The organism is Acidovorax sp. GW821-FHT10E04, assembly GCF_059415185.1.
This window is the reverse complement of record NZ_JBWKMT010000007.1, coordinates 161316-186115: the sequence shown is the minus strand read 5'-3', so window position 1 is coordinate 186115 and position 24800 is coordinate 161316. Positions and strand designations below refer to the sequence as shown.

Below are 24800 nucleotides of genomic sequence, written 5' to 3'. Positions count from 1 at the left end.
CTCCTGTTCTTGTTGTTATGGGTTACACGCGGTCGATGATCTTCTCCCCGAACAAACCTTGCGGTCTGAACAGAAGGAACACCAGCGCCAGCACATACGCGAACCAGATCTCGATGCCCCCGCCCACGAACGGGCCCAGGTACACCTCGGACAGCTTCTCGCCCACGCCGATGATCAGCCCGCCGATGATGGCGCCGGGCACGGACGTGAGGCCCCCCAGGATCACCACCGGCAGCGCGCGCAGCGCCACCGTGGTCAGCGAGAACTGCACCCCGAGCTTGCTGCCCCAGATCATCCCGGCCACCAGGGCCACGACGCCGGCCACGCACCATACGATCACCCAGATGCGGTTGAGCGGAATGCCGATGGATTGCGCGGCCTGGTGGTCGTCCGCCACGGCGCGCAGGGCGCGGCCGGTGGACGTCTTCTGGAAGAACACCGACAGCAGCGCCACCAGGGCGGCGGCGATGGCGGCGGCGATCACGTCTTCCTTGTTCACCAGGATGCCGCCCTGGAAGAGGCTGTCCAGCATGAAGATCGGGTCCTTGGGCATGCCCACGTCGATCTTGTAGATGTCGCTGCCAAACAGCGTCTGGCCCAGGCCTTCCATGAAGTAGGTGATGCCCAGCGTGGCCATGAGCAGCGTGGCGCCTTCCTGGTTCACCAGGTGGCGCAGCACCAGCTTCTCGATCAGCCAGGCCACCACGAACATGATGGCGCCCGCGATCACGAAGGCCGCGAGGTTGGCCACGATGGGGCTGCTGATGCCCGTCCACTTGGGAATCCACTCGGCAAAGCGGGCCATGGCCAGCGCGGCGAACAGCACCATCGCGCCCTGCGCGAAGTTGAAGACGCCCGATGCCTTGTAGATCAGCACGAAGCCCAGCGCCACCAGCGAATACAGCATGCCGGCCATGAGGCCGCCGATCAGTGTTTCGAGAAAGAATGCCATTGTTTTTTTCTCCCGCCCTTAGTGGCTCGTGCCCAGATAGGCACTGATCACGTCTTCGTTGTTGCGCACTTCGTCGGGGCTGCCGTCGCCGATCTTCTTGCCGTAGTCGAGCACCACCACCCGGTCGCTGATGTCCATCACCACGCCCATGTCGTGCTCGATGAGCACGATGGTGGTGCCGAACTCGTCGTTCACGTCGAGGATGAAGCGGCACATGTCCTGCTTCTCTTCCACGTTCATGCCGGCCATGGGCTCGTCGAGCAGCAGCACCTGGGGCTCCATGGCCAGGGCCCGGCCCAGGTCCACGCGCTTTTGCAGGCCGTAGGGCAGCTGGCCCACGGGGGTCTTGCGGAAGGCCTGGATTTCCAGGAAGTCGATGATGTGCTCGACGTATTCGCGGTGGCGGATCTCCTCGCGCTCGGCCGGGCCGATGCGCAGCGCCTGCATCAGCAGGTTGCTTTTGATCTTGAGGTTGCGCCCGGTCATGATGTTGTCGATCACGCTCATGCCCTTGAACAGCGCCAGGTTCTGGAACGTGCGCGCCACGCCCATCTCGGCCACCTGGCGCGAGTTCATGTGCGAGAAGGTCTTGCCGCGGAAGGTGATGGAGCCGTCCTGCGGCGTGTACACGCCGTTGATGCAGTTGAGCATGGAGCTCTTGCCCGCGCCGTTGGGGCCGATGATGGCGCGGATCTCGTGCTCCTTGACGTTGAACGAGATGTCCGTCAGCGCCTTCACACCGCCAAACCGCAGGCTGATGTTCTTGACGTCGAGGATGACGTCACCGATCTTCTTTTTGGTCATGGATTGAATGCCTGGACTCAATGGGTGGGGTGCGGGGTCATGCGGCCTTTTTCACCGGCGCGAAGGTCTTGGTGTCCGACAGCTTCAGGGTGGCGCTCACGCTGCCCGTGCGGCCGTCCTCGAACTTGACCTGGGTCTCGATGTACTGCTCGGTGCGGCCCGCGTAGAGAGCGTCCACGAGCACGCCGTATTTCTCGGCGATGAAGCCGCGGCGGACCTTGTTGGTGCGCGTGAGCTCGCCGTCGTCGGCATCGAGTTCCTTGTGCAGCACCAGGAAGCGGCTGACCTGGCTGCCCGCCAGCATGGAATCGGTGGCGAGGTCGGCGTTGACCTTCTCGATGCACTCGCGGATCAGTTCGTACACGTCGGGCTTTTGCGCCAGGTCGGTGTAGCCCGCGTAGGGCAGGTTGCGGCGCTCGGCCCAGTTGCCCACGGCGTCGAAGTCGATGTTGACCATTACACACACCTTCTCGCGGCCGTCGCCCAGGGCGACGACTTCCTTGATGTGCGGGAAGAACTTGAGCTTGTTCTCCACATACTTGGGCGCAAACATGGCGCCATCGTTGGCGCCGCCCTTGATGCGGCCCACGTCCTTCACGCGGTCAATGATCTTGAGGTGGCCGTGCGCGTCGAGGAAGCCCGCGTCGCTCGTGTGGTACCAGCCGTCGGCCGTGAGCACCTCGGCCGTGGCCTTGGGGTTCTTGTAGTACTCCTTGAGCAGGCCGGCGGACTTGACCAGGATCTCGCCATTGTCGGCGACCTTGATCTCCACGCCCCGGATGGGCACGCCCACGGTGTCGGCGCGCGCCTGGTTGTCGGGCTGCAGGCACACGAACACGGCGGTCTCGGTGGAGCCGTACAGCTGCTTGAGGTTGATGCCGATGGAGCGGTAGAAGGTGAACAGGTCGGGCCCGATGGCCTCGCCCGCCGTGTAGGCCACGCGCACGCGGCTGAAACCCAGGTTGTTGCGCAGCGGGCCGTACACCAGCAGGTTGCCCAGGGCGTACTTGATGCGGTCGAGCGTGCCCACCGGCAGGCCGTCCATGAGCGCGGGGCCCACGCGCTGGGCCACGGCCATGCAGGCCTGGAACATCTTGCGCTTGAGGGTGCCCGCGTCTTCCATGCGGATCATCACGCTGGTGAGCAGGCCTTCGAAGATGCGTGGTGGCGCGAAGTAGTAGGTGGGGCCCACTTCCTTCAGGTCGATGGTCACGGTGCTGGCCGACTCGGGGCAGTTCACCACGTAGCCGCAGGCCAGCCACTGCGCATAGCTGAAGATGTTCTGGCCGATCCAGGCCGGGGGCAGGTAGGCCAGCACCTCTTCGCTGCTGGTGAGCTTGTCGAACTCGGCGCCCGCGGATGCGCGGTCCAGCAGCGTGCTGTGGGTGTGCACCACGCCCTTGGGGTTGCCCGTGGTGCCCGAGGTGAAGAACATCGCCGCCACATCGTCGGGCTGGGCCTTGGCCACCTCGGCGCGGAACCACTGGGGGTTCCTGGCGGCATGCGCCTTGCCCGCCTCGATCAGCGAGTCCAGCGACGCGAGTCCTTCTTCCTCGTAGTTGCGCAGGCCGCGCGGATCGTCAAAGAAGATGTTCGAGATCTGCGGGCACTGCGCGCGGATCTCGAGCAGCTTGTCGACCTGTTCCTGGTCTTCCACCAGGCAAAAGCGCACCTCGGCGTTGTTCAGGGGGAAGATGCATTCGGCGCCCACGGCGTCCTGGTACAGGGGCACCGGAATGGCGCCCAGCGATTGCGCCGCGAGCATGGTGGCATACAGGCGGGGGCGGTTGGCGCCGATCACCACCATGTGCTCGTGGCGCTGCAGGCCCGCCAGGTGCAGGCCGGCCGCCACCTGTTCCACCAGGCGCACCAGGTCGGCCCAGCTGTGGGTCTGCCAGATGCCGTATTCTTTTTCGCGCAGCGCCGGCGCGTCGGGGCGCTCGGCGGCATGCTTGAGCAGCAATTGCGGGAACGTGGTCTTCATTCCGGTTCCTAAAAGTAAGAGGTGTCGGCCCGGGGGCTGCCGGGGCGCGGCTGGGTGCCTTGTGGCAGCGCGTTGGGTCCAATGCTAGGACCCACTTTGACGCCATCTTGTCTTGCCGACGACAATTTACGGGAAACTACTCGGTGGGTGAAACCCTGCCTCCCTGTCCGGGCAGGCCCCGCGCTGTGCCCGGGTACGGCCGGGGGTCGTTTCATGGCGGGGCGGTATCCTCACGGCATGTACGCCCCGTTTTTCGGTCTTCAGCATCCCCCGTTTTCCATAGCACCGGACCCGCGCTACCTGTTCATGAGCGAGCGGCATCGCGAGGCGCTGGCGCACCTCCTGTATGGGCTGGATGCGGGCGGCGGCTTCGTGCTGCTCACCGGCGAGGTGGGCACGGGCAAGACCACGGTGTGCCGCTGTTTCCTGGAGCAGATTCCGGCGAACTGCAACGTGGCCTACATCTTCAATCCCAAGCTCACCGTGGGCGAGCTGCTGCGTTCCATCTGCGACGAGTTCGGCGTGCCGCACAAGCCGGCCGTGCCGGGGGTGGAGACGGTCAAGGACTGCATCGACCCGCTCAACGCGTCGCTGCTGGCCGCGCACGCCTCGGGGCGCAACAACGTGCTCATCATCGACGAGGCACAGAACCTCGCGGCCGACGTGCTGGAGCAGTTGCGCCTGCTCACCAACCTGGAGACCAGCGAGCGCAAGCTGCTGCAGATCATTCTCATCGGCCAGCCCGAGCTGCGCGCCATGGTGGCGCGGCCTTCGATGGAGCAGCTGGCCCAGCGCGTGATCGCGCGCTTTCACCTGGACGCCCTGACCCCGCAGGAGACGCAGCAGTACATCGCGCACCGCCTCGCCGTGGCCGGGCTCAACGGGCCGATCCCGTTCGAGCGGCGCGCCATCCAGCGCGTGCATGCGCTCTCCCACGGCGTGCCCCGGCGCATCAACCTGCTGTGCGACCGGGCGCTGCTCGGCGCCTACGCGGCGGGGGCGCGCCAGGTCACCAGGGCCATCGTCAACCGCGCCGCGCGCGAAGTGTTCGACGCACCGGCATCGGCCGCCGCGGCGCGCAGCGCGCGGCCACCGCTGCCGCGCTGGGCGTCCACGGGCCTGGGCGCCGTGGCGGGTGCCGTGGCCGTGGCGGCGGCGGGCTGGGCGCTGGGCCTGTGGCCCGCGCCGCAGCCGGGGCCGCAGGCGGCCACGGGCGCCGGAGCCGCCGCTCCATCGCGCGCGGCCTCCCGTCCCGCCGCCACGCCCCCGCCGCCCATAGCCGCGCCCCTGGTGGCGCCCGCGGTGCTGGCGGCGGCGTCCACCGCGTCCGCCGCGCAGGGGGCGGCCGCGGCCGCCATCCCGCCGGGGGCGCAACCTTCCGCGCTGGAGCAATTCGTGCTGGCGCAGCCCGCCAGCGACGCGCCGGCCTGGCAGGCGCTGGCCTCGGCCTGGGGCGTGAAGCTGCCCGCGGGGGCGGACGCTTGCGCCACCTTGCCGCGCGAGGGGCTGCGCTGCTACCGCAACCGCCGCGCGGGCCTGAACCTGGTGCGGCAGATCGACCGGCCCGTGCTGCTCGCGCTGTATCCGTCGGATGAAGCCGAGGCCCCGGTCTCCGTGCTGCTGCGCGGCCTGGACGGCGAGACCGCCACGCTGGAAGGCGGCGGCCGCACGCTGCGGGTGCCGGTGGCCGAACTGGCGCAGGCGTGGCGCGGCGACATCGCCACGCTGTGGCGCGCCCCGGCCGGCATGCCCGATCGCGGCGAGATCAGCGACACCCCGGCCGGCGCGGCCTGGCTGGACCAGCAACTGGCCAGCAAGGCGGCCGGCGGCACGGGCTCCGGCAGCCGGCCGGTGACACCCGCGCTGCGCCAGTCGCGCATCCACCGCTTCCAGCTGGCCCAGGGCGTGACGCCCGATGGCCGTGCCGGCCCCCTGACACTCATGCTGCTCAACCGCGCCACGGGCGTGAACGAGCCGCGCCTGCGCAACGGAGACTGACCATGTCCTACATCCTTGATGCGCTGCGGCGTGCCGACGCCGAACGCGGCCGGGGGGCCGTGCCGGGCCTGCACTCCCAGGCCGCGCCCGCGGCCGGGGAATTGCCCGCCGTCCACCGGGCGGCGCCGGCCCCGCTCTGGGCCGTGGCGGTGGTGGTGTTGGGCGTGGCCGGGCTGGCGGCCGGTGGTACCTGGTGGGCCCTGCGGCCGCAGGCCCCGGTGGCGACGGCGGCGGCCCCGGCCGCGCCCGCCGTGGTGGCGCCTGCCCCTCCCGCGCCCGCCACACCCACAGCACCTGTCACAACGGCAGCTCCAGTGGCGCCGCCGCCCCCCTTGGCTTCTTCCGTGCCGGCGCCGCCGCCAGAGCCCGCGCTCGCCCGGGCGGCCCCGCCGGCGCCCGCACCCGAGCCGCGCCCGGCGGACAGCAAGCGCGCGGCGGACAAGCGCGGCGGCACCGCGCGTGAGCGCGAGCGGCCTGTGGCCGCGGTGGTGGTGGCACCACCCGCCGCACGGGCGCCGGCGGCCGATCCGGCGCGCCCGCGTGAGTCGCTTGGCGCGCCGCTCCCAGCCAACGGGTCTGCCCCGCGCGCCACGCAGGACCCCGGCGCCGCGCCGCCGCCCGCGAGCCCGGTGTTCGCCCAGACCGACCTGCCGGACACCCTGCGCGCGCAGTTGCCCGCGCTCAAGGTCACGGGGGCCACGCATTCCAGCAACCCGGTGTACCGCATGGCCATCGTCAACGGGCAGGTGCTGCACGAGGGCGACCAGGCCGCGCCGGGCCTGGTGCTGGAGAAGATCGAGCCGGGGCGCACGGTCTGGACCTTCCGCGGCTACCGGTACGCGGTGGCCGCGCAATAGGGCGTCCCCGGGGCGCCGGCACCCCCTGGGATGCCGGCCGGTGCGTCTGCATGATGCCTGCCGCTCCACCAGGGCCGCCCGTGGCGCGGCCGTGGACTCTTTTGCTCTCCTGGCGCGGGCCGCGCTGAGCGCGCTTTTGCGGGGCTGGCCGCCGCCGCAGGGCGGCGAGCGCCTGGGCTCCGTGCGGGCCGGGCTTGGCGTGGGCCGGTGGACCGCGGTGCGCCACCGGGGGGAGCCTGCGCCGGTGCACGGGGCGGCCACGCCTTTCTGCCGCGCGCCGCGTTCGGGGTGGGGGGAGCGGGTCTTACGACCCGGCGCACAAGGTCGTAGGACATCAGTCGGATGGATTTGCCGCCCACCCCTTCGGACAATGGGCCCGGTGGCGGAGCGCTGCCTGCAAGGCCTGCGTTCCTGCCTGCCGCCGCCAAAGCGCCGTGCCTGCTGCCGGTATGAATCCAATAGCAAAGAATCAATATGGGACAAGCGTCAAAGCCACATTTGATTCGGGAATCACACCGTTCTGCCGCGCGGCGTTTTTGTTTTCCTTTGCCCTTTGCCTTGTCTTCCAGGAGAAATTTCACCATGCCCCATCTACCAGCGGCGAGGGAGCGCGCAGCGCGCTCCTGGCGCATCCGGTCCCGCCATGCCGGGACCCTGCTGCGGCTATTGGCCGCCTCCTGGATGCTGGCCGGCGGCAGCGCGATGGCGCAGGCCAGTTGCGCGCCGGGCCAGTGGCTGGCGGAGTACTTTCCCAATACCGGACTGTCCGGCGCACCGGTGCTGACCCGCTGCGAGGAGGGGCCGATCGACCGCTACTGGATGACCGACAGCCCCGACCCCCGGCTGCCGGTGGACGGTTTCTCGGCGCGCTGGACGGCCTCGGTGCCCTTTGCGGCCGGCACCGCCCGGTTCGTGACGTTCACCGACGATGGCGTGCGCGTGTTCGTCAACGGCCAGCGGGTGATCGACAACTGGACCCCGCACGGCATCACGATGGACGTGGCCGAACTGCCCCTGGCGGCCGGCAACCATACGGTGCGCATGGAGTATTTCGAGGCCGGCGGAGAAGGCCTGGCCCAGCTCGTCATCGAAGGCGGGGCCGAGCCGCCGCCGCCCGCGCCGCCACGCATCCTGTCGTTCGGGGCGGACCCGGGCACCATTGACGCTGGCGCCACGAGCACCCTGGCGTGGAGCACCGAGAACGCCGCCACGTGCACGGCATCCGGCGGCTGGAGCGGCGACCGCCCCGTCAGCGGCACCGCCCCCGCCAGCCCGGTGGTGACGACCACCTACAGCCTGAGCTGCAGCAACGCGCAGGGAGACGCCACCGGGGCCTCCACGGTGATCCTCGTGCGCAACAGTCCGCCGCCGGTGCCCCCCACCATCGCCAGCTTCGCCGCGACGCCCAGCCGCATCCGGCCGGGAGAAAGCGCGCGCCTGGACTGGCAGTCGCAGAACGCCTCCGGCTGCACCGCCTCGGGTGGCTGGAGCGGTGCGCGCCCGGTGCAGGGCAGCGAGCAGGTCAGTCCTGCCGCCAGCGCCGCCTACACGCTGGAGTGCGTCAACAGCGCGGGCCAGGCCACCAGCGCGCTCGTCAACGTGACGGTGGACGCAGGCAACCCGCTGCCCCCGGTGGGCGGCGTCACCGCCACGGCCACCCAGCAGGGCGTGCGTGTTGGCTGGACCCCCGTGACCAAGAGCGGCAAGTGGGTCAATGGCTACTACGCGGGCTGGTTCTGGAACCTGTTCCCGCCGGACGCCGTGGACATGACCACCATGACCCATTTCGTGTTCGGCCGCTATGCGCCCGCGCTGGGCTCGCTGCCCGGCGGACAGGCGGGCGATCTGCTGGAGGGCGCCGGAACGGGCCATCTGGCCAACGTGGAGGACGCGCTGATCGCCAAGGCCCATGCGGCGGGCGTCAAGGCGGTGATGATGGTGGGCGGGGACAGCGATGGCGCGGGGTTCATCGCCGCCACGGCGAACCCCACGGTGCGCGCACGCTTCATCAAGAACATCCTCGACAAGGCGGTGCAGAAAAACTACGACGGCGTGGACATCGACTGGGAAGAAAAGCTGGACACCGAGGTCGGCCGCGCCCAGGCCCTGGCGCTGCTGCGCGAGCTGCGCGCCGCCTCGGCGCTGCGTGCCCGCTACCAGGCGCCGAACGCGCCGCTGGAACTGAGCTGGCCCGGCTTCTGGGTGAACAAGAACCAGCCGGACATCACGCCCTGGCACGCCCAGGTGGCCGAGCTGGTGGACCAGTACAACCTGATGACCTACAGCATGGCGGGCGACTGGGGCTGGAAGTCGTGGCACCACTCCCCCCTGTTCGGCGAGGGGGACCTGCACCCCACGTCCATCGCCTCCACGGTGCAGGCCTACCTGAGCGCGGGCGTGCCGCGCACCAAGCTGGGCATTGGCATCGGGCTCTACGGCGTGTACTACCCCCGTCCGGTGACGGGGCCGCGCCAGGACCTCACGGGCATGCAGGGCTGGGTGGACAACGGCGACTGGATGAACAACTACCAGCGCCTGGTGGAGGAAAACGCCTTCGGGCAGCCCGGCGCCGCGTATCGCTGGGACGACGTGGCCAAACAGGGGTACATCACGTACTCGCAGCCCTGGTACCGGGGCTCCACGCCGGTCACCTACCTGAGCTTCGAGGATGAGCGCTCCATCGCCGAGAAGGGCAAATGGGTGCGCGAGCAGGGCCTGGGCGGCACGCTGGTGTGGACCATCAACTACGGCTATCTGCCGCAGTCTGGCACCAACCCGCAGATGCAGGCGGTCAAGAAGTCCTTCATTGCAAGCAGTGCCGCCAGCTACCGGGTGTACCGCGACGGCGTGGCGATCGCCACGGTCACCGATCCGGCCTACACCGACACCACCGCGCTCAGCGGCAGCCACAGCTACCAGGTCAGCATGCTGGACGCATCCGGCAACGAAGGCCCCCTGTCCGCCGCGGTGGTGGTTCAGGTGCCCTGATTCCGCCCGCGCCACGGGGCGGGCGGCGCCCGTCCGGTGGCCGGGGGAGGGCAGAACGGCCGAAGGCCGCCGAGGCCCGGGCTCAGCGCAGGAAGCGCCCGTCGCGCCCGACCAGCGTCAGCTCGACAAAACGCGAGGCGTTGCGGTCCGGGGTGGTGGCATGGATCTCGAAGCCGCCCAGGTCCCACTTCTTGAGGTTCCAGGTGGCATCGATGAAGGCGGCGCGCGTGGGGTTGCGCCCCGCGCGCTGCAGTGCCTCGGCGAACACGCGGGCGTTGATGTAGCCCTCCAGCGCCAGGTGCGAAGGTTCTGCGGTGGCGCCCGCCGCCTTCCAGGCCGCCTGAAAGTCCCGCACCACCGGCATGACCGCATTGGAGGGCAGCGGCACGACCTGCGAGATCGCCATGCCCGTGGCGTCTGCGCCCAGGGCCTTCACGGTGGCGGGCGTGCCCATCACCGACAGCGCATACAGCGTCACGCCGCGCTTGATGGCGCGGAACGCCTTCACGAACTCCAGCGTGGGCTTGCCCGCCAGGCCGATCACGATGGCCTCGAGGTTGCCGCCCGCCAGCTTGGCCGCCGCCGTGCCCGCGTCCGAGGCATTGTTCTCCACCGTCACGGTCAGCGCCTCGGGCAGCTTGAGGCGGTCCATCGACTGCTTGGCGGCGGTGAACACCTCTTTGCCGAACGAGTTGTTCTGGTAGACGATGCCGATGCGCTGGATGCCGATGGTGGACAGGTGCTGCACCAGCTTTTCGGCCTCGTCGGCGTAGCTCGCGCGGATGTTGAACACGTTGCGGGCACTTTTGGTGCGGCTCAGCTGCGCGCCCGTGAACGGCGCGAAGAACGGGATCCCGCTGTCGACCACCTTGGGCAGCATGGCGTCGATCATGGGCGTGCCCATGCAGTTGAACAGCGCGAAGGTGCCCGGATCGGCCAGGAACTGCGTCATGTTGGCCAGCGCCTTGGGCACGTCGTAGGTGTCGTCCTGGGTGACCAGCTCGATGGTCTTGCCGTGGATGCCGCCCCGTGCATTGATGCCCGCAAACGCCGCCTTGGCGCCCTGGTGCATGGCCGAGCCGAGATCGCCCAGCGGGCCGGTGAGGGCGGTGGACTGTGCAATCCGGATGGCCCCTTCCTGCGCGCGGGCGCTGCCCAGTCCCAGCCAGGGCAGGCTGACGGCCGCGGCCAGCAGCTGGCGCCGGGCAAGGCGTGGCGAAGGGCGGATGGCTGGCCGTGCCAGGCCTGCGGGCGGGTGGTTGTCGGGCATGCGTGTCTCCTCGGGTGGCCCAGGCGGGCGCATCGGCTGCTGGGGAGGCGACATCATCCCGTCACAATTGACATTTTTTTGTCGTTCTGACGACAATCCGGGTCGTGGTATTCCCGCATCGCATGCCCCCTTTGTTGCTCTCCCCCGGACCCGCACCGCCATGGACTCACGCATGAACCAGGATCTTTCGCTCCACCAGCGGCGCCGGCCGCCCACGGTGGACGAGCTCGGCGGCATACCCTGGCTGAGCCTGCTGCTGCCCGCCGAGCGCGAGCGGGCCGTGGCGTCGCTGCTGGTGGGGGACGCCAACGCGGGCGACTACGTCTGCCGGGTGGGGCGGCCGGTGACCTACTGGTTTGGCGTGGTGGAGGGCCTGCTCAAGATGAGCAGCGACAACGCGCAGGGGCAGACCATGACCTACGCCGGCCTGCCGCCCGGGGGCTGGTTTGGCGAGGGCACGGCCTTGAAGCGCGAACCCTACCGCTACAACATCCAGGCGCTGCGCAAGAGCGTGGTGGCCGGGTTGCCGATCGACAGCTTCCACTGGCTGCTGGACCACTCCATCGGCTTCAACCGCTTCGTGATGAACCAGCTCAACGAGCGGCTGGGCCAGTTCATCGCCGCGCGCGAGATCGACCGCCTGAACAACCCCGACGTGCGCGTGGCCCGCAGCCTGGCATCGCTGTTCAACCCGGTGCTGTACCCCGGCGTGGGGGAGGTGCTGCGCATCACGCAGCAGGAGCTGGCCTATCTGGTGGGCCTGTCGCGCCAGCGCGTGAACGAGGCGCTGGCGGCGCTGGAGGCGCAGGGCGCGATCCGGGTGGAATACGGCGGCCTGCGCGTGCTGGATCTGCTGGCGCTGCGCTCGAGCATCTTCCCGCTGCAGCAGGGCGTTTGAGCGGCGGCGGGCCTCAGCCCGGCAGCGAGGGTTGCTGGCCGCGCGAAGGGGGCTGCAGGCTGGCGCGCTGCGGGGGCGCCGGTACGGGCACCGGCGCGGGCGAGGCAGCGCCGCCGCTCCAGTGGTTCTCGCCGCCGCCATCGCGCGTGAGGCGGAAGGTGCCCACCATCTGGGTGAGGCGGCCCGCCTGGTCCTTGAGGCTGTCGGCCGCCGCGGCCCCTTCCTCCACGAGGGCGGCGTTCTGCTGCGTCATTTCCTCGAGTTCGCCCACCGAATGGCTCACGTGGCCGATGCGCTGGCTCTGTTCCTGCGTGGCGGCGGTGATCTCGCCCATGATGTCGGACACGCGGCGCACCGACAGCACCAGCTCCTCGATGGTCTTGCCCGCGTGGTTCACCAGGGTGCTGCCCTCCTGCACCTGATCGACGCTGGCGCCGATCAGGGCCTTGATCTCGCGCGCGGCATTGGCCGAGCGGCCGGCCAGGCTGCGCACTTCGCCCGCCACGACGGCGAAGCCCCGGCCCTGTTCGCCGGCGCGGGCGGCTTCCACCGCGGCGTTGAGGGCCAGGATGTTGGTCTGGAAGGCGATGCCGTCGATCACGCTGATGATGTCGGCGATCTTGCGCGAACTGGCGCTGATGGTGTCCATGGTGCGCACGACCTGTGACACCACCTCGCCCCCGCGCGTGGCCGCGTCGGACGCGGTGGAGGCGAGCTGGTTGGCCTGGCGGGCCGAGTCGGCGCTTTGCGACACGGTGCCGGTCAGGTCCACCAGCGCGGTGGCCGCGCCCTGCAGATTGTGCGAGGTCTGCTCGGTGCGCTGGCTCAGGTCCAGGTTGCCCGAGGCGACTTCCGAACTGGCCACGAGGATGGAGTCGGCGGTCTGGCCGATCTCGCCCACCAGCGTGCGCAGGCGCTCCTGCATGGCGGCGATGGCTTCCAGCAGACGGCCGGTTTCGTCCTGGATGCGCACTTCCACCTGCGAGGTGAGGTCGCCGCGCGCGATGCGTTCCGCCACCACCACGGCGCGGCCGATGGGGGCGGTGATGCTGGCGGTGATGCGCCACGCGATCAGCGCGCCGAGCCCGATGGCCAGCAGCACCAGCAGGCCGCCCACCATGCGGGCGTTGCTCTGGGTCTGCTCGGCCGAGGCCGTGGCGTCGGCGTTGAGGCTGTTCTGCAGCTCGATGAGTTCGCGCAGCTTGGCGCGCCACGCGGTTTCCACGGGCGCCACGCGGGTCATCAGTGCCAGGGTCGCGCTCACCGTGTCGCCGTCGTCGGCCGATTTGATCGCGTTGTCGAGTTCGGGGCGCGCCTTGCGGCCCAGCGCCTGCACCTCGCCCAGCAGCTTGATCTCGGCGGGCGTGGCGCCGGCGGGGGTGAGGAGTTCGCCCAGGGCGGTTTCCTGGCGGCCATATTCCTTGAGCGTCGCGGAAATTGCAGCGATCTGTTCGTGTGCCTGCTTGGGGTCGATATCGTTGAGCATGGCCGCCGAGCGGCTCTGGATGCCGATGGCGCTCACGCTCTCCAGCATGCCGTTGACGAGCTTGGACTTGCTGGCGCCGGCACCGGTGACCTGGCGCATCTGCTCATGCACCTTGCCCACGGAAAGCTGGCCCACGGCAGCGACGGCCACCACCAGCACCAGCATGCAGCCGAAGCCCAGGCCGAGCCGGCTGGAGATCGACAGGGATTTAAGTGATGAAGCGGCCGGCATGGTGTTCCTTGAGGTCTCTGGGTGCAATGGATCGGGATGCACAAGGCAAAGCAATAACGGGGCCCGCATCAGCCGGGCCGGCGGCCGCGCCCCGCACGCCGGCCCAGGGCAGTGTAGGCAGAATTGACAAGAAGTGTCATGAGGCTTGCGGATGGCGCCATGCCCGTTGTGCATGGGTGTTTGTTACAAATGGCCTTCCAGGGCGTGCACCACTCCCGCACGGCAGAAGGCGGGGTGGAGGCTGTGGAAAATGAGGGAAAATGCGGAAAATCGGTGTGCTGCATTGGGTTTTTTGCTATTTGATTGGTAGCACTTGGCGGGTGCTTCGTTGGCCGGTGGCTCCCGGTGGCGCACCCCATCATGTATAAACCCGTTACAGATGTGAGGCCTCAGGATGAACCCGCTTTCCCTCCCCCTGGCGTGCCGCGCCGCTGCCGCCGCGCTGGTGGTCGCCGCGCTCGCCAGCTGCGCCACGGCACCCGCGCCGGACCAGCGCGAACTGGTCGTCGCGGTCACGGCGTCGCACGAGCTCATCACCTTCCATGCCGGCCAGCCGGAGCGCATCCTGGAGCGCCGCTCCGTGACGGGCCTGGCCCCGGGCGAGCGACTGGTGGGCCTGGACTTTCGCGTGGCGCGCGGCGTGCTGTATGCGCTCTCGCAGGCGGGGCGGCTGTACACGCTCGACATCCCCACCGGCGCCCTGCGCCCCGTGGGCCCAACGCCGGCCGTCCTGGCCCTGCGGGGGACGGCCTTCGGCTTTGATTTCAACCCCGTGGCCGACCGCATCCGCGTCGTCTCGAACGCGGGCCAGAACCTGCGGCTGCACCCGGACACCGGCGCCGTGGTGGACGGCGACCCGGCCGTCGAGGGCGTGCAGCCCGACCCGGCCCTGCGCTATGCCTGGAGCGACACGAACGCCGGCCGCGCGCCCGATATCGCGGGCGCCGCCTATACCTACAACGCGCAGGACGGCAAGCTCACCACCAACTACGCCATCGACCGTGCGCTCGGCGTGCTGGTGACGCAGGGCTCGCGGGAAGGCGCCACGCCCGTGGTGTCGCCCAACACCGGCCAGCTGCGCACCGTGGGGCCGCTGGGCCTGGGGCCCCTGACCGATGTGTCGTTCGACATCTCGGATGTCGGCAACACCGCGCTGATCGCCGTGCGCACGCCGGCCGACGGCCAGACGCGGCTGCACCTGGTGAACCTGGACACTGGCGCCACCCGTGCGCTGGGCAGGGTGGGCGAGGGCGCGCCCTTGCTGGGCATGGCCATCGAACCATGACGCATGCCTGCTTTCCCGCGCGCCGCACCGGGCGCCCGGTGGCCGCGTTCCTGCTGGCCGGTGCGTGCATGGCGGGCCTGGCCACGGCGGCGCGGGGTGCCACGGTGCAGGTGGACGTGCTGGACACCGCGGGCAAGCCGCTGGCCGACGCCGTGGTGTTCCTCGACTCGGCCGACGCGGCCCGGCAGGCCCGGCCGCTGGCCGGTGTGGAGATGGCGCAGGAGAAGCGAAGGTTCGTGCCCGGCGTGCTCGTGGTGCCGGTGGGCACCGAGGTGCGCTTTCCCAACCATGACTCGGTGCGCCACCACGTCTATTCGTTCTCGCCCGCCAAGAAATTCGAGCTCAAGCTCTACACCGGTACGCCCTCCAATCCCGTGCTGTTCGACCGGCCGGGCGTGGTGGTGCTCGGCTGCAACATCCACGACCAGATGGTGGGCTGGATCCTGGTGGTGGACACCCCGCACTACGCGCGCAGCTCCGCCGCCACGGGCAGGGCGCAGCTCGACAATGTGCCGCCCGGCACCTACACGCTGCGCGCCTGGCACACGCGGCTGCCGGTGGGCGCCCCCGCGCAGGAGCAGGCGCTGACGGTGCCCGCCGCCGGCGGCGTCGCCGCGTCGGTGCGTTTGGCGGGGTTGCAGCCTTGATGCAGCTGCGCCTGCTGCGGCGCAGCCTGATCCTGCGGCTGGTGGGACTCTCGCTGCTGCTGCTGCTCATCGTGCAGGCGGCGGGTTTTGCGGTGGTGCGCGCCACCATCGAGCGCAATGCGCGCGCCCAGATCGCCCAGGCCCTGGACCTGGACGAGAACGTCTGGCGCCGGCTCCTCGAACAGAACGCCGACAAGCTGCGCCAGGGCTCGGCCCTGCTCGCGGCCGACTACGGCTTTCGCTCCGCCGTGAATTCGGGCGACGAGGAAACCATCCAGTCCGTGCTGGAGAACCACGGCAGCCGCATCGGCGCCGCCGTGACGGCGCTGCTGGGCACCGACCTCACGCTGCGCGCGGTCAGCCTGTCGGGCAGCATGGAGGCGTTTCCGGCCACCCTGCGCGAACTGGTGCCGCCGCTGGCCGCGCAGGCCCAGGGCAGCCAGATCGCGGTGATGGACGGCGTGCCCTACCAGTTCGTGATGGTGCCGCTGCGCGCACCGGTGGTCATCGGCTGGGTGCTGATGGGCTTTCCCATCCACCAGCCGCTGGCCGACGAGATGCGGCAATTGCTGTCGGTGCATGTGGCGCTGGTCGTCCAGGGCGCGGACGGCTCGGTCCAGGTGCCCGTGAGCACGCTGCCGCCCGGCCCGCTGGCGCTGCTGCAGCGCCAGGGCATTGCTTCGGGTGAACTGCAGACGCCGGAAGGCACCTTGCTGGCGCGCACCATCCGCCTGCACAGCGTGGGCGGCGAGGTGCAGGCGCTGCTGCTGCGCTCGGTGGACGAGGTGCTCGCGCCCTACCGCCAGCTGCAGGTGCTGCTGGCCATCATCACCGTCGCCGGCGTGCTGCTGTTCGCGGTGGGCACGGGGCTGGTGGCGCAGCGCCTGACCACGCCGCTGCGCTCGCTGCTGGCCGCCACGCAGCGCCTCTCGCGCGGCGAGTACGACGTGCCGCTGGCGCACACCGCCCGCAGCGACGAGATCGGCAACCTCGCGCGCTCGTTCGACCATATGCGCGTGGACATCGGCGCGCAGCAAACGGAAATCCGCCGCCTGGCCTACTGGGACCGGCTCACCGGACTGCCCAACCGGGAGCGCTTTCGCGAAGCGGTGGTGCAGGCGATCGCGGGCGCGGGCGGCGTGGCGGCAGGGCCACCGCAGCCGCTGGCCGTGCTCACGCTCGACCTGGACCGCTTCAAGCATGTGAACGACGTGCTCGGCTATGCCTTCGGCGACCGCCTGCTGCAGGCCGTGGCCGAGCGCCTGCGCCAGCAGGTGCCGTTGCCCGGCCACATGGTGGCACGCCTGGGCGGCAACGAATTCGCCGTGCTGCTGCAGGGCGCCGATGCGGCCGCCGCCCACGACACCGCGCTGCGCATCACGCGCTCGTTCGAGGAGCCGCTGGCCTTCGAGGACCAGACGGTGGACCTGAGCGCCGGCATCGGCATTGCCTGCTGGCCAGGCGACGCGGACGATGCCGACACGCTGCTCAGCCGTTCCGAGATCGCCATGTACGCCGCCAAGCGCAAGCTCAGCGGGGCGCTGCAGTACGACGCGTCGTTCGATTCGGCCAGCACGCAGACCCTGTCCCTGCTGACCGAACTGCGCCGCGCCGTCGAACACCGCGAACTGCGCCTGTACCTGCAGCCCAAGGTGGCGCTGCGCGGCCAGCCCGGCCTGGCCGCCGAGGCCCTGGTGCGCTGGCAGCATCCGCAGCGCGGCCTGGTGCCGCCCATGCAGTTCATCCCGTTCGCCGAGCAGACGGGCTTTGTGCGCCAGCTCACGCTGTGGATGTTCGAGGAGGTCGCGCGCCTGCTGGCCGACCCGCGCACCCGGGGCCTGCCGCTCAGGGTCTCGGTCAACCTGTCCACGCGCGACCTGCTGGACCCGGAGCTCAGCGCGCGGCTGGCCGACATCCTGGTGCGCCATGGCGTGTCCGCCAGCGCCTTCTGCCTGGAGATCACCGAAAGCGCCATCATGGACGACCCCCAGCGCGCCGAGGCCATGCTCAACCGCCTGTCCCAGCAGGGCTTCAAGCTCTCCATCGACGATTTCGGCACGGGGTACTCCTCGCTGGCCTACCTCAAGCGCCTGCCGGTGGACGAGCTCAAGATCGACAAATCGTTCGTGATGGGCATGGCGGCGGGCGAGGACGACGCGATGATCGTGCGCTCGACCATCGACCTGGCACACAACCTGGGGCTCAGCGTGGTGGCCGAGGGCGTGGAAACCGCGGACATCCTGGAGCGGCTGCGCTCACTGGCGTGCGACGAGGCGCAGGGCTACCACATTGCACGGCCCCTGCCCGTCGATGATTTCCTGGCCTGGCAGGCGCGCCAGGGGTAAGCTGTCCGGTTTTTCACCGGTGGCGGATGCCGCAGAGGCACCGCCGGCCGGCCTTTCCGCGCCGGGCCCGCAAGGCCCGTGCGGCCCACAGGCGAAAATACGCGCAATGTCCTCTTCCAGTTCCCGTCCGCCCGCCGGCCCCGCGGCGGCTCCCGCCCCGGATGCCGGCGGCCCGTCCGCACCCGCGCCGCGCCCCGTGCTTCGCCGTCCCGTCATCGAAGCCAAGGCGGCCAAGGCAGCGCCCGACCGTCCCGCGCCGCCGCCCCGGCCCTCCCGCGCGCCCGCACCGCCCACCTACCGCACGGCGTCGGGCGGCTTTGTCGCGCCGGTGCGGCAGGCACCCCCGCCTGCCGCACGCACCGTGGCACCCAACGGCCTGGTCAGCTCCCGCCTGAACAAGCGCATGGCCGAGCTGGGCATGTGCTCCCGGCGCGAGGCGGATGACTGGATCGCCCAGGGCTGGGTCAAGGTCAATGGCGAGGTCGCGGAGATGGGCGTGCAGGTGCTGCCCACCGACCGCATCGAGGTCGACAAGGTCGCCCAGGGGTTCCAGGAGCAGCGCGTCACCATCCTGCTGCACAAGCCCATGGGCTATGTGAGCGGGCAGGCCGAGGACGGCCACACGCCCGCCGTGGCGTTGATCAACCCCCGCACGCACTGGCGCGACGACCCCAGCCGCAACCGGTTCTCGCCGCCGCAGCTGCGTGGCCTGGCGCCGGCCGGGCGGCTGGACATCGATTCGGTGGGCCTGCTCGTTCTCACCCAGGACGGCCGTGTGGCGCGCCAGCTCATCGGCGAGGACTCCACGGTGGACAAGGAGTACCTCGTGCGCGTGCAGTACGGCGATGTCGCCACCGACGTGCAGTCGGCCTTCCCGCGCGAACAGCTCGCGCGGCTGTGCCACGGCCTGGCGCTCGACGGCCAGCCGCTCAAGCACGCCCAGGTCGACTGGCAGAACCCCGAGCAGCTGCGCTTCGTGCTCACCGAAGGCAAGAAGCGCCAGATCCGCCGCATGTGCGAGCTGGTGGGGCTCAAGGTGGTGGGGCTCAAGCGCATTCGCATCGGCCGTGTCACCCTGGGCAACCTGCCGGTCGGGCAGTGGCGCTACCTTTCTCCCGGCGAACGGTTCTGACAGGCCGCGCGCCCCGGCTTCTTCCTGTGTCGCTTGACCATTCCTGAACGGAGCCTTTCCACCCATGTCCCCATCACCGCGCCGCGGCGCCAATGCAGCCGGCCCCGGGGCAAGGCGCCCCGCCGAACCTTCCACGCCTGGCCCCCTGCGGCAGTTGCGCGTTTCCGACCTGCGCGGCGTGGCACGGCTGGCCACGCAGGCCACCACGGGCATCAGCCGCGTGGCCGAGGGCGTGCACCAGTCGGTGCTGGGCACCCTCGGTTTGCATGGCGGGGCGCAGCCCGGGCAGGCGCGGGGCCTCACGGGGCTGGTCTACCAGAGCATTCGGGGCGTGACATGGCTCGTGGATGCGGGGCTGCAGGCGGGCCTGGCGCGGCTGGAGCCGTTTTTCGAGCCTGCCGTGCCGCACACCGGCGTGCAGTGGGAGCGCGAGGCCGTGCTGGCCGCCCTCAACGGCGTGATGGGGGACCGCCTCCAGCGCGACGGCAACCCGCTGTGCACCCGCATGGGGTTCCACCGGGAGGGGCTGCCGCTCGACCTGCCCGCCCTGGCCGCCAGCGGCGCGGCCACCGGCAAGGTGCTGGTGCTGGTCCACGGCCTGTGCATGAACGATCTGCAGTGGCGGCACGGCGGCCATGACCATGGCGCCTACCTCGCGCAGGCGCTGGGCTGCACGCCGGTCTACCTGCGCTACAACACGGGCCTGCACACCTGCGCCAATGGCGCGGAGCTCGCGGCGCAGCTGGAATCCCTCGTGAGGGACTGGCCGGTGCCCGTGACGGAGGTGGCGGTGCTGGCCCACAGCATGGGCGGGCTGGTCGCGCGCAGTGCGTGCCACCAGGCGGTGGCGCAGGGGCTGGGCTGGCCGGCGCTGCTGCGCCACCTGGTGTGCCTGGGCACGCCCCACCATGGCGCGCCGCTGGAAAAAGCCGGCCACTGGGTGGACATCCTGCTGGGCAGCACGCCGTATTCGCGCCCCTTCGCACGGCTGGCGCAGCTGCGCAGCGCGGGCATCACCGACCTGCGCCACGGCCACGTGCTGGAATCCGACGGGCAGGGGCGCGACCGCTTTCACCGGCAGCCTGACCGGCGCGTTCCGGTGCCGCTGCCCGAGGGCGTGGCCTGCCATGCCGTCGCCGCCACGCTGGCCGCGCGGCGCAGTCCGGTGGCCGAGCGGCTGGTGGGCGACGGGTTGGTGCCGTTGCACAGTGCCCTGGGCATCCACGATGATGCGCGGCGGACCCTGGGTTTTGCCAAGGATCGGCAGGCCGTGTTCCACCGGATGGGCCATCTGGCGCTGCTGGGCGATGCGGGCGTGGCGCGGCAGCTGGAGCAGTGGCTTCGGCCCGCGTGAGCGGCAAAGGGAGGAAAGCGGTCCGGTGGTCCGCTTTTCCACGCCAACGGCCTTGTGGGGCCTTGGCCCGCGGCTACCATGTGGCCATGAATATGTGACAAGGAGAAACTAGTGAGCGACGTGAAATACCGGCTGGTAACCCGCAGCGACTTCGACGGCCTCGTGTGTGCCGTGCTGCTCAATGAGCTCAATCTCATCGACGAGATCACCTTCGTGCACCCGAAGGACATGCAGGACGGCAAGATCGCCATCACCAGCCGCGACATCACCACCAACCTGCCCTATGTGCCGGGGGCCCACCTGGTCTTCGACCACCACGAATCGGAAACCGTGCGCAACTCGGGCCGGCGCGACGAAAACCACATCATCGAGGCCCATGCGCCGTCGGCGGCCCGCGTGGTCTACAACCACTACGGCGGCAAGGCGGCCTTTCCGCGCATCACCGACGAAATGATGGCGGCGGTGGACCAGGCCGACTCCGCCCAGTACTCCCGCGAAGACATCCTGGACCCCCAGGGCTGGGTGCTGCTGAACTACATGATGGATTCGCGCACGGGACTGGGGCGTTTCCGCGACTTCCGCATCAGCAACTATGCGCTGATGATGGACCTCATCCAGTATTGCCGCGACCACGACATCGCCGACATCCTGGCTCTGCCCGACGTGCAGGAGCGCGTGCAGCTGTACCGCGACCATGCCCCCAAGGCCCAGGAGCAGCTGCAGCGCTGCGCCATCCGCATCGGCAAGCTGGTGGTGCTGGACCTGCGCGAGGAAGAAACCATCTGGGCCACCAACCGCTTCATGATCTACGCGCTGTTCCCCCAGTGCAACATCTCCATCCACGTGATGTGGGGCCTGCAAAAGCAGAACACGGTGTTCGCCACGGGCAAGTCCATCCTCGACCGCAGCAGCCAGGTGCACATCGGCAACCTCATGCTGGAGTTTGGCGGCGGCGGGCATGCGGCCGCGGGCACCTGCCAGGTGGCCAACGACAAGGCCGACAAGATCCTGCAGACGCTGGTGCAGCGCATCACGATCGAGGGCTGAAGCCCGCCCCCTCAGTCGTCGCTGAGCAGCGCGCGGTAGATGGCGGCGCCCAGCAGCGCGCCTGCGATGGGCGCTGCCCAGAACACCCCCAGTTCCGACAGCGCATAGGCCGGGCCAAACAGCGCCGGGCCGGTGCTGCGCGCGGGGTTGACCGAGGTGTTGGTCACCGGGATGGAGATCAGGTGGATGAGCGTGAGGCACAGGCCGATCGCCAGCCCGCCAAAGCCGCTGGCCGCGCGTTTGGCCGTGGCGCCCAGGATCACGATGAGGAACACGGCCGTCAGCACGACCTCCGTCACCACGGCGGCCACCAGGCCATAGCCGCCGGGGGAGTGTTCGCCATAGCCGTTGGTGGCGAAACCCCCGATGTCCGCGCCCGGCTTGCCGGTGGCGATGAGGTACAGCACGCCCGCCGCGGCGATGGCGCCCAGCACCTGGGCCAGCACGTAGCCGGGCAGCTCGGACGCCTTGAAGCGGCCACCCAGCGCCAGCCCCACCGACACGGCGGGATTGAAGTGCCCGCCCGAGATCGGTCCCAGGGCATAGGCCCCCGTCAGCACCGTGAGGCCAAAGGCCAGGGACACGCCGACAAAACCAATGCCCAGCTGAGGAAAGGCCGCGGCCAGCACGGCGCTGCCGCAGCCGCCCAGGGTCAGCCAGAACGTGCCGAGGAACTCGGCGGACCATTTTTGAAGGGATGTGGGCATGGCAGGACGGCTCCGAAAGAAAAAAGGGCACAGGGTTCTGGAAGGCTGCTCCCTTCGGAACAGCGGCGGCGCGTGCATCTTATGGGGGGCAAATGACAAAAAATACTGCCAGTTGCCTGCAAATTGTCAACAATCTTCAGCGCCCGGCCCCGCCTGCCCGCCGTCTGCAGGGACGGACGGCAGGCCGCGCCGGAGGCCGCCGTGTGCGAAACACCCTTGAAATCAGCCAGTCCGCCCCGAGGTGAACACGCGCGAACGCCTTTCCTCGCCACCCCCGTGGCCCGTGAAAGGCGTTCCCTTGCACCTTACACAGCAATCTCCAAGACACCATGAGCACCAAACAGACCCTGTCTTTCCAGGCCGAAGTGGCCCAACTGCTGCACCTTGTCACGCACTCGCTGTACTCCAACCAGGAGATCTTCCTGCGCGAGCTGATCTCCAACGCCTCGGACGCGTGTGACAAGCTGCGCTTCGAAGGCCTGAACAATTCCGCGCTGTTCGAGGACGCTCCCAACCTGGAAGTGCGCGTGACCTTCGACAAGGACGCGAAGACGCTCACCATCACCGACAACGGCATCGGCATGAGCCAGCAGGAGGCCATCGAGCATCTGGGCACCATCGCCAAGAGCGGCACCAAGGACTTCATGGGCAAGCTCTCGGGCGACCAGAAGCAGGACGCGCAGCTCATCGGCCAGTTCGGCGTGGGCTTCTATTCGGGCTTCATCGTGGCCGACAAGATCACGGTCGAGTCGCGCCGCGCGGGCCTGCCTGCCGGCGAAGGCGTGCGCTGGGTGAGCGGCGGCACGGGCGACTTCGAGGTGGAAACCATCACCCGTCCGCAGCGCGGCACCAGCATCATCCTGCACCTGCGCGACGACGCCGAGGAATACCTCAACGCCTGGAAGCTCAAGTCCGTCATCGCCAAGTATTCGGACCACATCAGCCTGCCCATCCTGATGGAAAAGGAAGAGTGGAAAGACGGCGAGCTCATCACCCCCGGCGACGAAGCCGGCGGCCGCCAGCCCGGCGGCATGGTCAAGACCGGCGAGTGGGAAACCATCAACAAGGCCAGCGCCCTGTGGACCCGCCCCAAGAAGGACGTGACCGACGAGCAGTACGCCGAGTTCTACAAGACCATCAGCCACGACCATGAAGCCCCGCTGACCTGGGCGCACAACCGCGTCGAGGGCAACACCGAGTACACGCAGCTCCTGTACATCCCCGCCAAGGCGCCGTTCGACCTGTGGAACCGGGACAAGAAGGCCGGCGTGAAGCTGTACGTCAAGCGCGTGTTCATCATGGACGACGCCGAGGCGCTGATGCCCACCTACCTGCGTTTCGTCAAGGGCGTGATCGACTCGGCCGACCTGCCGCTGAACGTGAGCCGCGAGCTGCTGCAGGAAAGCCGCGACGTGCGCGCCATCCGCGAAGGCTCGACCAAGCGCGTGCTCAGCATGCTGGAAGACCTGGCCAAGCACGACAAGCATGAGGCCACGGCGGGCGACGACGGCGTGACCGATGTGGTCGACGCCGACGACAAGGCCAAGGAAGGCAAGTACAGCCAGTTCTACGCCGAATTCGGCGCCGTGCTCAAGGAAGGCCTGGGCGAAGACTTTGGCAACCGCGAGCGCCTGGCCAAGCTGCTGCGTTTTGCGTCCACCACCAGCGACACCGCCACCGTGGGCTTTGCCGATTACAAGGCCCGCATGAAGGAAGGCCAGGAGGCCATCTACTACATCACCGCCGACACCCTGGCCGCGGCCAAGAACAGCCCGCAGCTCGAAGTCTTCAAGAAGAAGGGCATCGAGGTGCTGCTCATGACCGACCGCGTGGACGAGTGGGCGCTGAACTACCTGCACGAATTCGACGGCACGCCGCTGCAAAGCGTGGCCAAGGGCGCGGTGGACCTGGGCAAGCTGCAGGACGAGGCCGAGAAGAAGGCCGCCGAAGAGGCCGCCGAGACCTTCAAGCCCGTGCTCGCCAAGCTCAAGGAGGCGCTCAAGGACAAGGCCGAGGACGTGCGCGTGACCACGCGCCTCGTCGATTCACCCGCGTGCCTGGTGGTGCAGGACGACGGCATGAGCACGCAACTGGCCCGCATGCTCAAGCAGGCGGGCCAGCAGGCCCCGGAGACCAAGCCCGTGCTGGAGGTCAATGCCGAGCATGCGCTGGTCAAGAAGCTCGACGGCAGCGTGCATTTCCACGACCTCGCGCACATCCTGTTCGACCAGGCGCTGCTGGCCGAAGGCGGCCTGCCCGAAGACCCGGCGGCCTACGTGCGGCGGGTGAATGCGCTGCTGGTGTGACGGGGATGAAATAGGCTCCTGGCGCCCGGCCATCAAGCGCCGATAGCTATTAAAAATAGAGCAAACCCCGTCGATGCCAGGGCATCACGGGGTTTTTTTGCGCCGGCGCTGGCGTCCTCCGCGCCAGCGGGCGGGGGCGGTGCGCCTCAATCCTCCGGCCGCGCCTGCTCCAGCAGGCGGTCGTGCGCGCGGTTGCGCTCCTGCGGGTCGGCGTCGATCAGCTCCTTGAGCGCGCCCTGCGGCGCCAGCAGCCCCTTGCGCCGGTCATTCTTGACGGGCAGGTTGCGCCAGCCCGAGAGCACCAGCCAGTCCCAGAGCTCGGGCGGCACGGGGCAGGTGATCGCCATCTTGACCGGCCCCCGGATGATGAACGTGCCCACCGCCGGCAAGGGCCCCACCGGGGCAGGCCGGCGCTGCTGGCGGATGGAAAAGAGGTTGCGGAACAAATCCTTCATGGCCGGGGCAACTCGCTGGGGGATCTGGAATGGCGCAGCATAGCCCAGTGCCGT

At 69.5% G+C, this 24800-nt stretch carries 18 protein-coding genes; 11 read left to right on the top strand and 7 right to left on the bottom strand.

Features of this window, described 5'->3' with window-relative positions; all coding sequences use genetic code 11:
- Positions 1-22 precede the first annotated feature (22 nt).
- Genes AC07OC_RS21735 through AC07OC_RS21725 form a run of 3 tightly spaced genes read right to left on the bottom strand, consistent with a single transcriptional unit; the run spans position 23 to position 3740 of the window.
- Positions 23-952 (bottom strand): branched-chain amino acid ABC transporter permease, encoded by a 930-nt coding sequence (locus AC07OC_RS21735; RefSeq protein WP_218297233.1) that lies wholly within the window; start codon positions 950-952, stop codon positions 23-25.
- An 18-nt stretch (positions 953-970) separates the two neighbouring features.
- A complete protein-coding gene (locus tag AC07OC_RS21730) occupies positions 971-1756 on the bottom strand; it encodes an ABC transporter ATP-binding protein (RefSeq protein WP_055400027.1) in 786 nt (261 codons plus the stop codon).
- Between the two features lie 37 nt (positions 1757-1793).
- The gene (locus tag AC07OC_RS21725) at positions 1794-3740 is read right to left on the bottom strand and encodes an AMP-dependent synthetase/ligase (RefSeq protein ID WP_218341427.1); all 1947 of its coding nucleotides are present in this window, start codon (positions 3738-3740) and stop codon (positions 1794-1796) included.
- 237 nt (positions 3741-3977) lie between these two features.
- Between AC07OC_RS21725 and AC07OC_RS21720 the strand changes: the two genes are divergently transcribed.
- The 3 genes from AC07OC_RS21720 to AC07OC_RS21710 all read left to right on the top strand — a co-directional run bounded on the left by AC07OC_RS21720 (position 3978) and on the right by AC07OC_RS21710 (position 9583).
- On the top strand, positions 3978-5738 hold the full coding sequence (locus tag AC07OC_RS21720; RefSeq protein WP_494602211.1) for an ExeA family protein: 1761 nt from the start codon (positions 3978-3980) through the stop codon (positions 5736-5738).
- A gap of 2 nt (positions 5739-5740) precedes the next feature.
- Positions 5741-6595 carry a general secretion pathway protein GspB gene (locus AC07OC_RS21715; RefSeq protein WP_218340591.1) on the top strand — a complete coding sequence of 285 codons (855 nt, stop codon included), beginning with the start codon at positions 5741-5743 and terminating at the stop codon, positions 6593-6595.
- 582 nt (positions 6596-7177) lie between these two features.
- Entirely contained in the window at positions 7178-9583 is a 2406-nt protein-coding gene (locus AC07OC_RS21710; RefSeq protein ID WP_218340590.1) for a glycosyl hydrolase family 18 protein, read from the top strand.
- Positions 9584-9665: 82 nt separating this feature from the next.
- Here AC07OC_RS21710 and AC07OC_RS21705 read toward each other — a convergent pair whose 3' ends face one another.
- Positions 9666-10853 (bottom strand): ABC transporter substrate-binding protein, encoded by a 1188-nt coding sequence (locus AC07OC_RS21705; RefSeq protein ID WP_218340589.1) that lies wholly within the window; start codon positions 10851-10853, stop codon positions 9666-9668.
- 172 nt (positions 10854-11025) lie between these two features.
- Between AC07OC_RS21705 and AC07OC_RS21700 the strand changes: the two genes are divergently transcribed.
- A complete protein-coding gene (locus AC07OC_RS21700; RefSeq protein WP_255591280.1) occupies positions 11026-11751 on the top strand; it encodes a Crp/Fnr family transcriptional regulator in 726 nt (241 codons plus the stop codon).
- A 13-nt stretch (positions 11752-11764) separates the two neighbouring features.
- On the opposite strand, the gene AC07OC_RS21695 is transcribed toward AC07OC_RS21700, so the two are convergent.
- Positions 11765-13468 (bottom strand): methyl-accepting chemotaxis protein, encoded by a 1704-nt coding sequence (locus tag AC07OC_RS21695; RefSeq protein WP_218293062.1) that lies wholly within the window; start codon positions 13466-13468, stop codon positions 11765-11767.
- A gap of 394 nt (positions 13469-13862) precedes the next feature.
- Between AC07OC_RS21695 and AC07OC_RS21690 the strand changes: the two genes are divergently transcribed.
- The 6 genes from AC07OC_RS21690 (at position 13863) to AC07OC_RS21665 (ending at position 21278) form a co-directional block, all read left to right on the top strand.
- A complete protein-coding gene (locus AC07OC_RS21690) occupies positions 13863-14753 on the top strand; it encodes a DUF4394 domain-containing protein (protein ID WP_218293063.1) in 891 nt (296 codons plus the stop codon).
- Positions 14754-14821: 68 nt separating this feature from the next.
- Positions 14822-15400 carry a methylamine utilization protein gene (locus AC07OC_RS21685; RefSeq protein ID WP_218340615.1) on the top strand — a complete coding sequence of 193 codons (579 nt, stop codon included), beginning with the start codon at positions 14822-14824 and terminating at the stop codon, positions 15398-15400.
- Positions 15400-17745, top strand: a complete 2346-nt coding sequence (locus AC07OC_RS21680) for a putative bifunctional diguanylate cyclase/phosphodiesterase (protein ID WP_218293064.1) — start codon at positions 15400-15402, stop codon at positions 17743-17745. Before AC07OC_RS21685 ends, AC07OC_RS21680 begins: the two co-directional genes overlap by 1 nt.
- 106 nt (positions 17746-17851) lie before the next feature.
- On the top strand, positions 17852-18877 hold the full coding sequence (locus AC07OC_RS21675) for a pseudouridine synthase (protein WP_494602207.1): 1026 nt from the start codon (positions 17852-17854) through the stop codon (positions 18875-18877).
- 64 nt (positions 18878-18941) lie between these two features.
- The gene (locus tag AC07OC_RS21670) at positions 18942-20231 is read left to right on the top strand and encodes an esterase/lipase family protein (RefSeq protein WP_255594462.1); all 1290 of its coding nucleotides are present in this window, start codon (positions 18942-18944) and stop codon (positions 20229-20231) included.
- A gap of 111 nt (positions 20232-20342) precedes the next feature.
- Entirely contained in the window at positions 20343-21278 is a 936-nt protein-coding gene (locus tag AC07OC_RS21665) for an exopolyphosphatase (protein ID WP_218293065.1), read from the top strand.
- Positions 21279-21289: 11 nt separating this feature from the next.
- On the opposite strand, the gene aqpZ is transcribed toward AC07OC_RS21665, so the two are convergent.
- The gene (gene aqpZ / locus AC07OC_RS21660; protein ID WP_218340587.1) at positions 21290-21985 is read right to left on the bottom strand and encodes an aquaporin Z; all 696 of its coding nucleotides are present in this window, start codon (positions 21983-21985) and stop codon (positions 21290-21292) included.
- A gap of 329 nt (positions 21986-22314) precedes the next feature.
- Between aqpZ and htpG the strand changes: the two genes are divergently transcribed.
- Positions 22315-24291: a molecular chaperone HtpG gene (gene htpG, locus AC07OC_RS21655; RefSeq protein WP_218293067.1), complete on the top strand. Its 1977-nt coding sequence runs from the start codon at positions 22315-22317 to the stop codon at positions 24289-24291.
- Between the two features lie 146 nt (positions 24292-24437).
- Here the strand turns inward: htpG and AC07OC_RS21650 are convergent, their stop codons facing one another.
- Complete coding sequence (locus AC07OC_RS21650) at positions 24438-24746, bottom strand: hypothetical protein (protein ID WP_218293068.1); 309 nt, start codon at positions 24744-24746, stop codon at positions 24438-24440.
- Positions 24747-24800: the final 54 nt, after the last annotated feature.

Bases quoted from the DNA above. Each gene is read 5' to 3' on its own strand.
- AC07OC_RS21650 (WP_218293068.1), bottom strand. From the start codon at position 24,746: ATGAAGGATTTGTTCCGCAACCTCTTTTCCATCCGCCAGCAGCGCCGG.
- aqpZ (WP_218340587.1), bottom strand. From the start codon at position 21,985: ATGCCCACATCCCTTCAAAAATGGTCCGCCGAGTTCCTCGGCACGTTC.
- AC07OC_RS21675 (WP_494602207.1), top strand. From the start codon at position 17,852: ATGTCCTCTTCCAGTTCCCGTCCGCCCGCCGGCCCCGCGGCGGCTCCC.
- AC07OC_RS21685 (WP_218340615.1), top strand. From the start codon at position 14,822: ATGGCGGGCCTGGCCACGGCGGCGCGGGGTGCCACGGTGCAGGTGGAC.
- AC07OC_RS21735 (WP_218297233.1), bottom strand. From the start codon at position 952: ATGGCATTCTTTCTCGAAACACTGATCGGCGGCCTCATGGCCGGCATG.
- AC07OC_RS21670 (WP_255594462.1), top strand. From the start codon at position 18,942: ATGTCCCCATCACCGCGCCGCGGCGCCAATGCAGCCGGCCCCGGGGCA.
- AC07OC_RS21680 (WP_218293064.1), top strand. From the start codon at position 15,400: ATGCAGCTGCGCCTGCTGCGGCGCAGCCTGATCCTGCGGCTGGTGGGA.
- AC07OC_RS21690 (WP_218293063.1), top strand. From the start codon at position 13,863: ATGAACCCGCTTTCCCTCCCCCTGGCGTGCCGCGCCGCTGCCGCCGCG.
- AC07OC_RS21705 (WP_218340589.1), bottom strand. From the start codon at position 10,853: ATGCCCGACAACCACCCGCCCGCAGGCCTGGCACGGCCAGCCATCCGC.
- AC07OC_RS21700 (WP_255591280.1), top strand. From the start codon at position 11,026: ATGAACCAGGATCTTTCGCTCCACCAGCGGCGCCGGCCGCCCACGGTG.
- htpG (WP_218293067.1), top strand. From the start codon at position 22,315: ATGAGCACCAAACAGACCCTGTCTTTCCAGGCCGAAGTGGCCCAACTG.
- AC07OC_RS21710 (WP_218340590.1), top strand. From the start codon at position 7,178: ATGCCCCATCTACCAGCGGCGAGGGAGCGCGCAGCGCGCTCCTGGCGC.
- AC07OC_RS21720 (WP_494602211.1), top strand. From the start codon at position 3,978: ATGTACGCCCCGTTTTTCGGTCTTCAGCATCCCCCGTTTTCCATAGCA.
- AC07OC_RS21730 (WP_055400027.1), bottom strand. From the start codon at position 1,756: ATGACCAAAAAGAAGATCGGTGACGTCATCCTCGACGTCAAGAACATC.
- AC07OC_RS21725 (WP_218341427.1), bottom strand. From the start codon at position 3,740: ATGAAGACCACGTTCCCGCAATTGCTGCTCAAGCATGCCGCCGAGCGC.
- AC07OC_RS21715 (WP_218340591.1), top strand. From the start codon at position 5,741: ATGTCCTACATCCTTGATGCGCTGCGGCGTGCCGACGCCGAACGCGGC.
- AC07OC_RS21695 (WP_218293062.1), bottom strand. From the start codon at position 13,468: ATGCCGGCCGCTTCATCACTTAAATCCCTGTCGATCTCCAGCCGGCTC.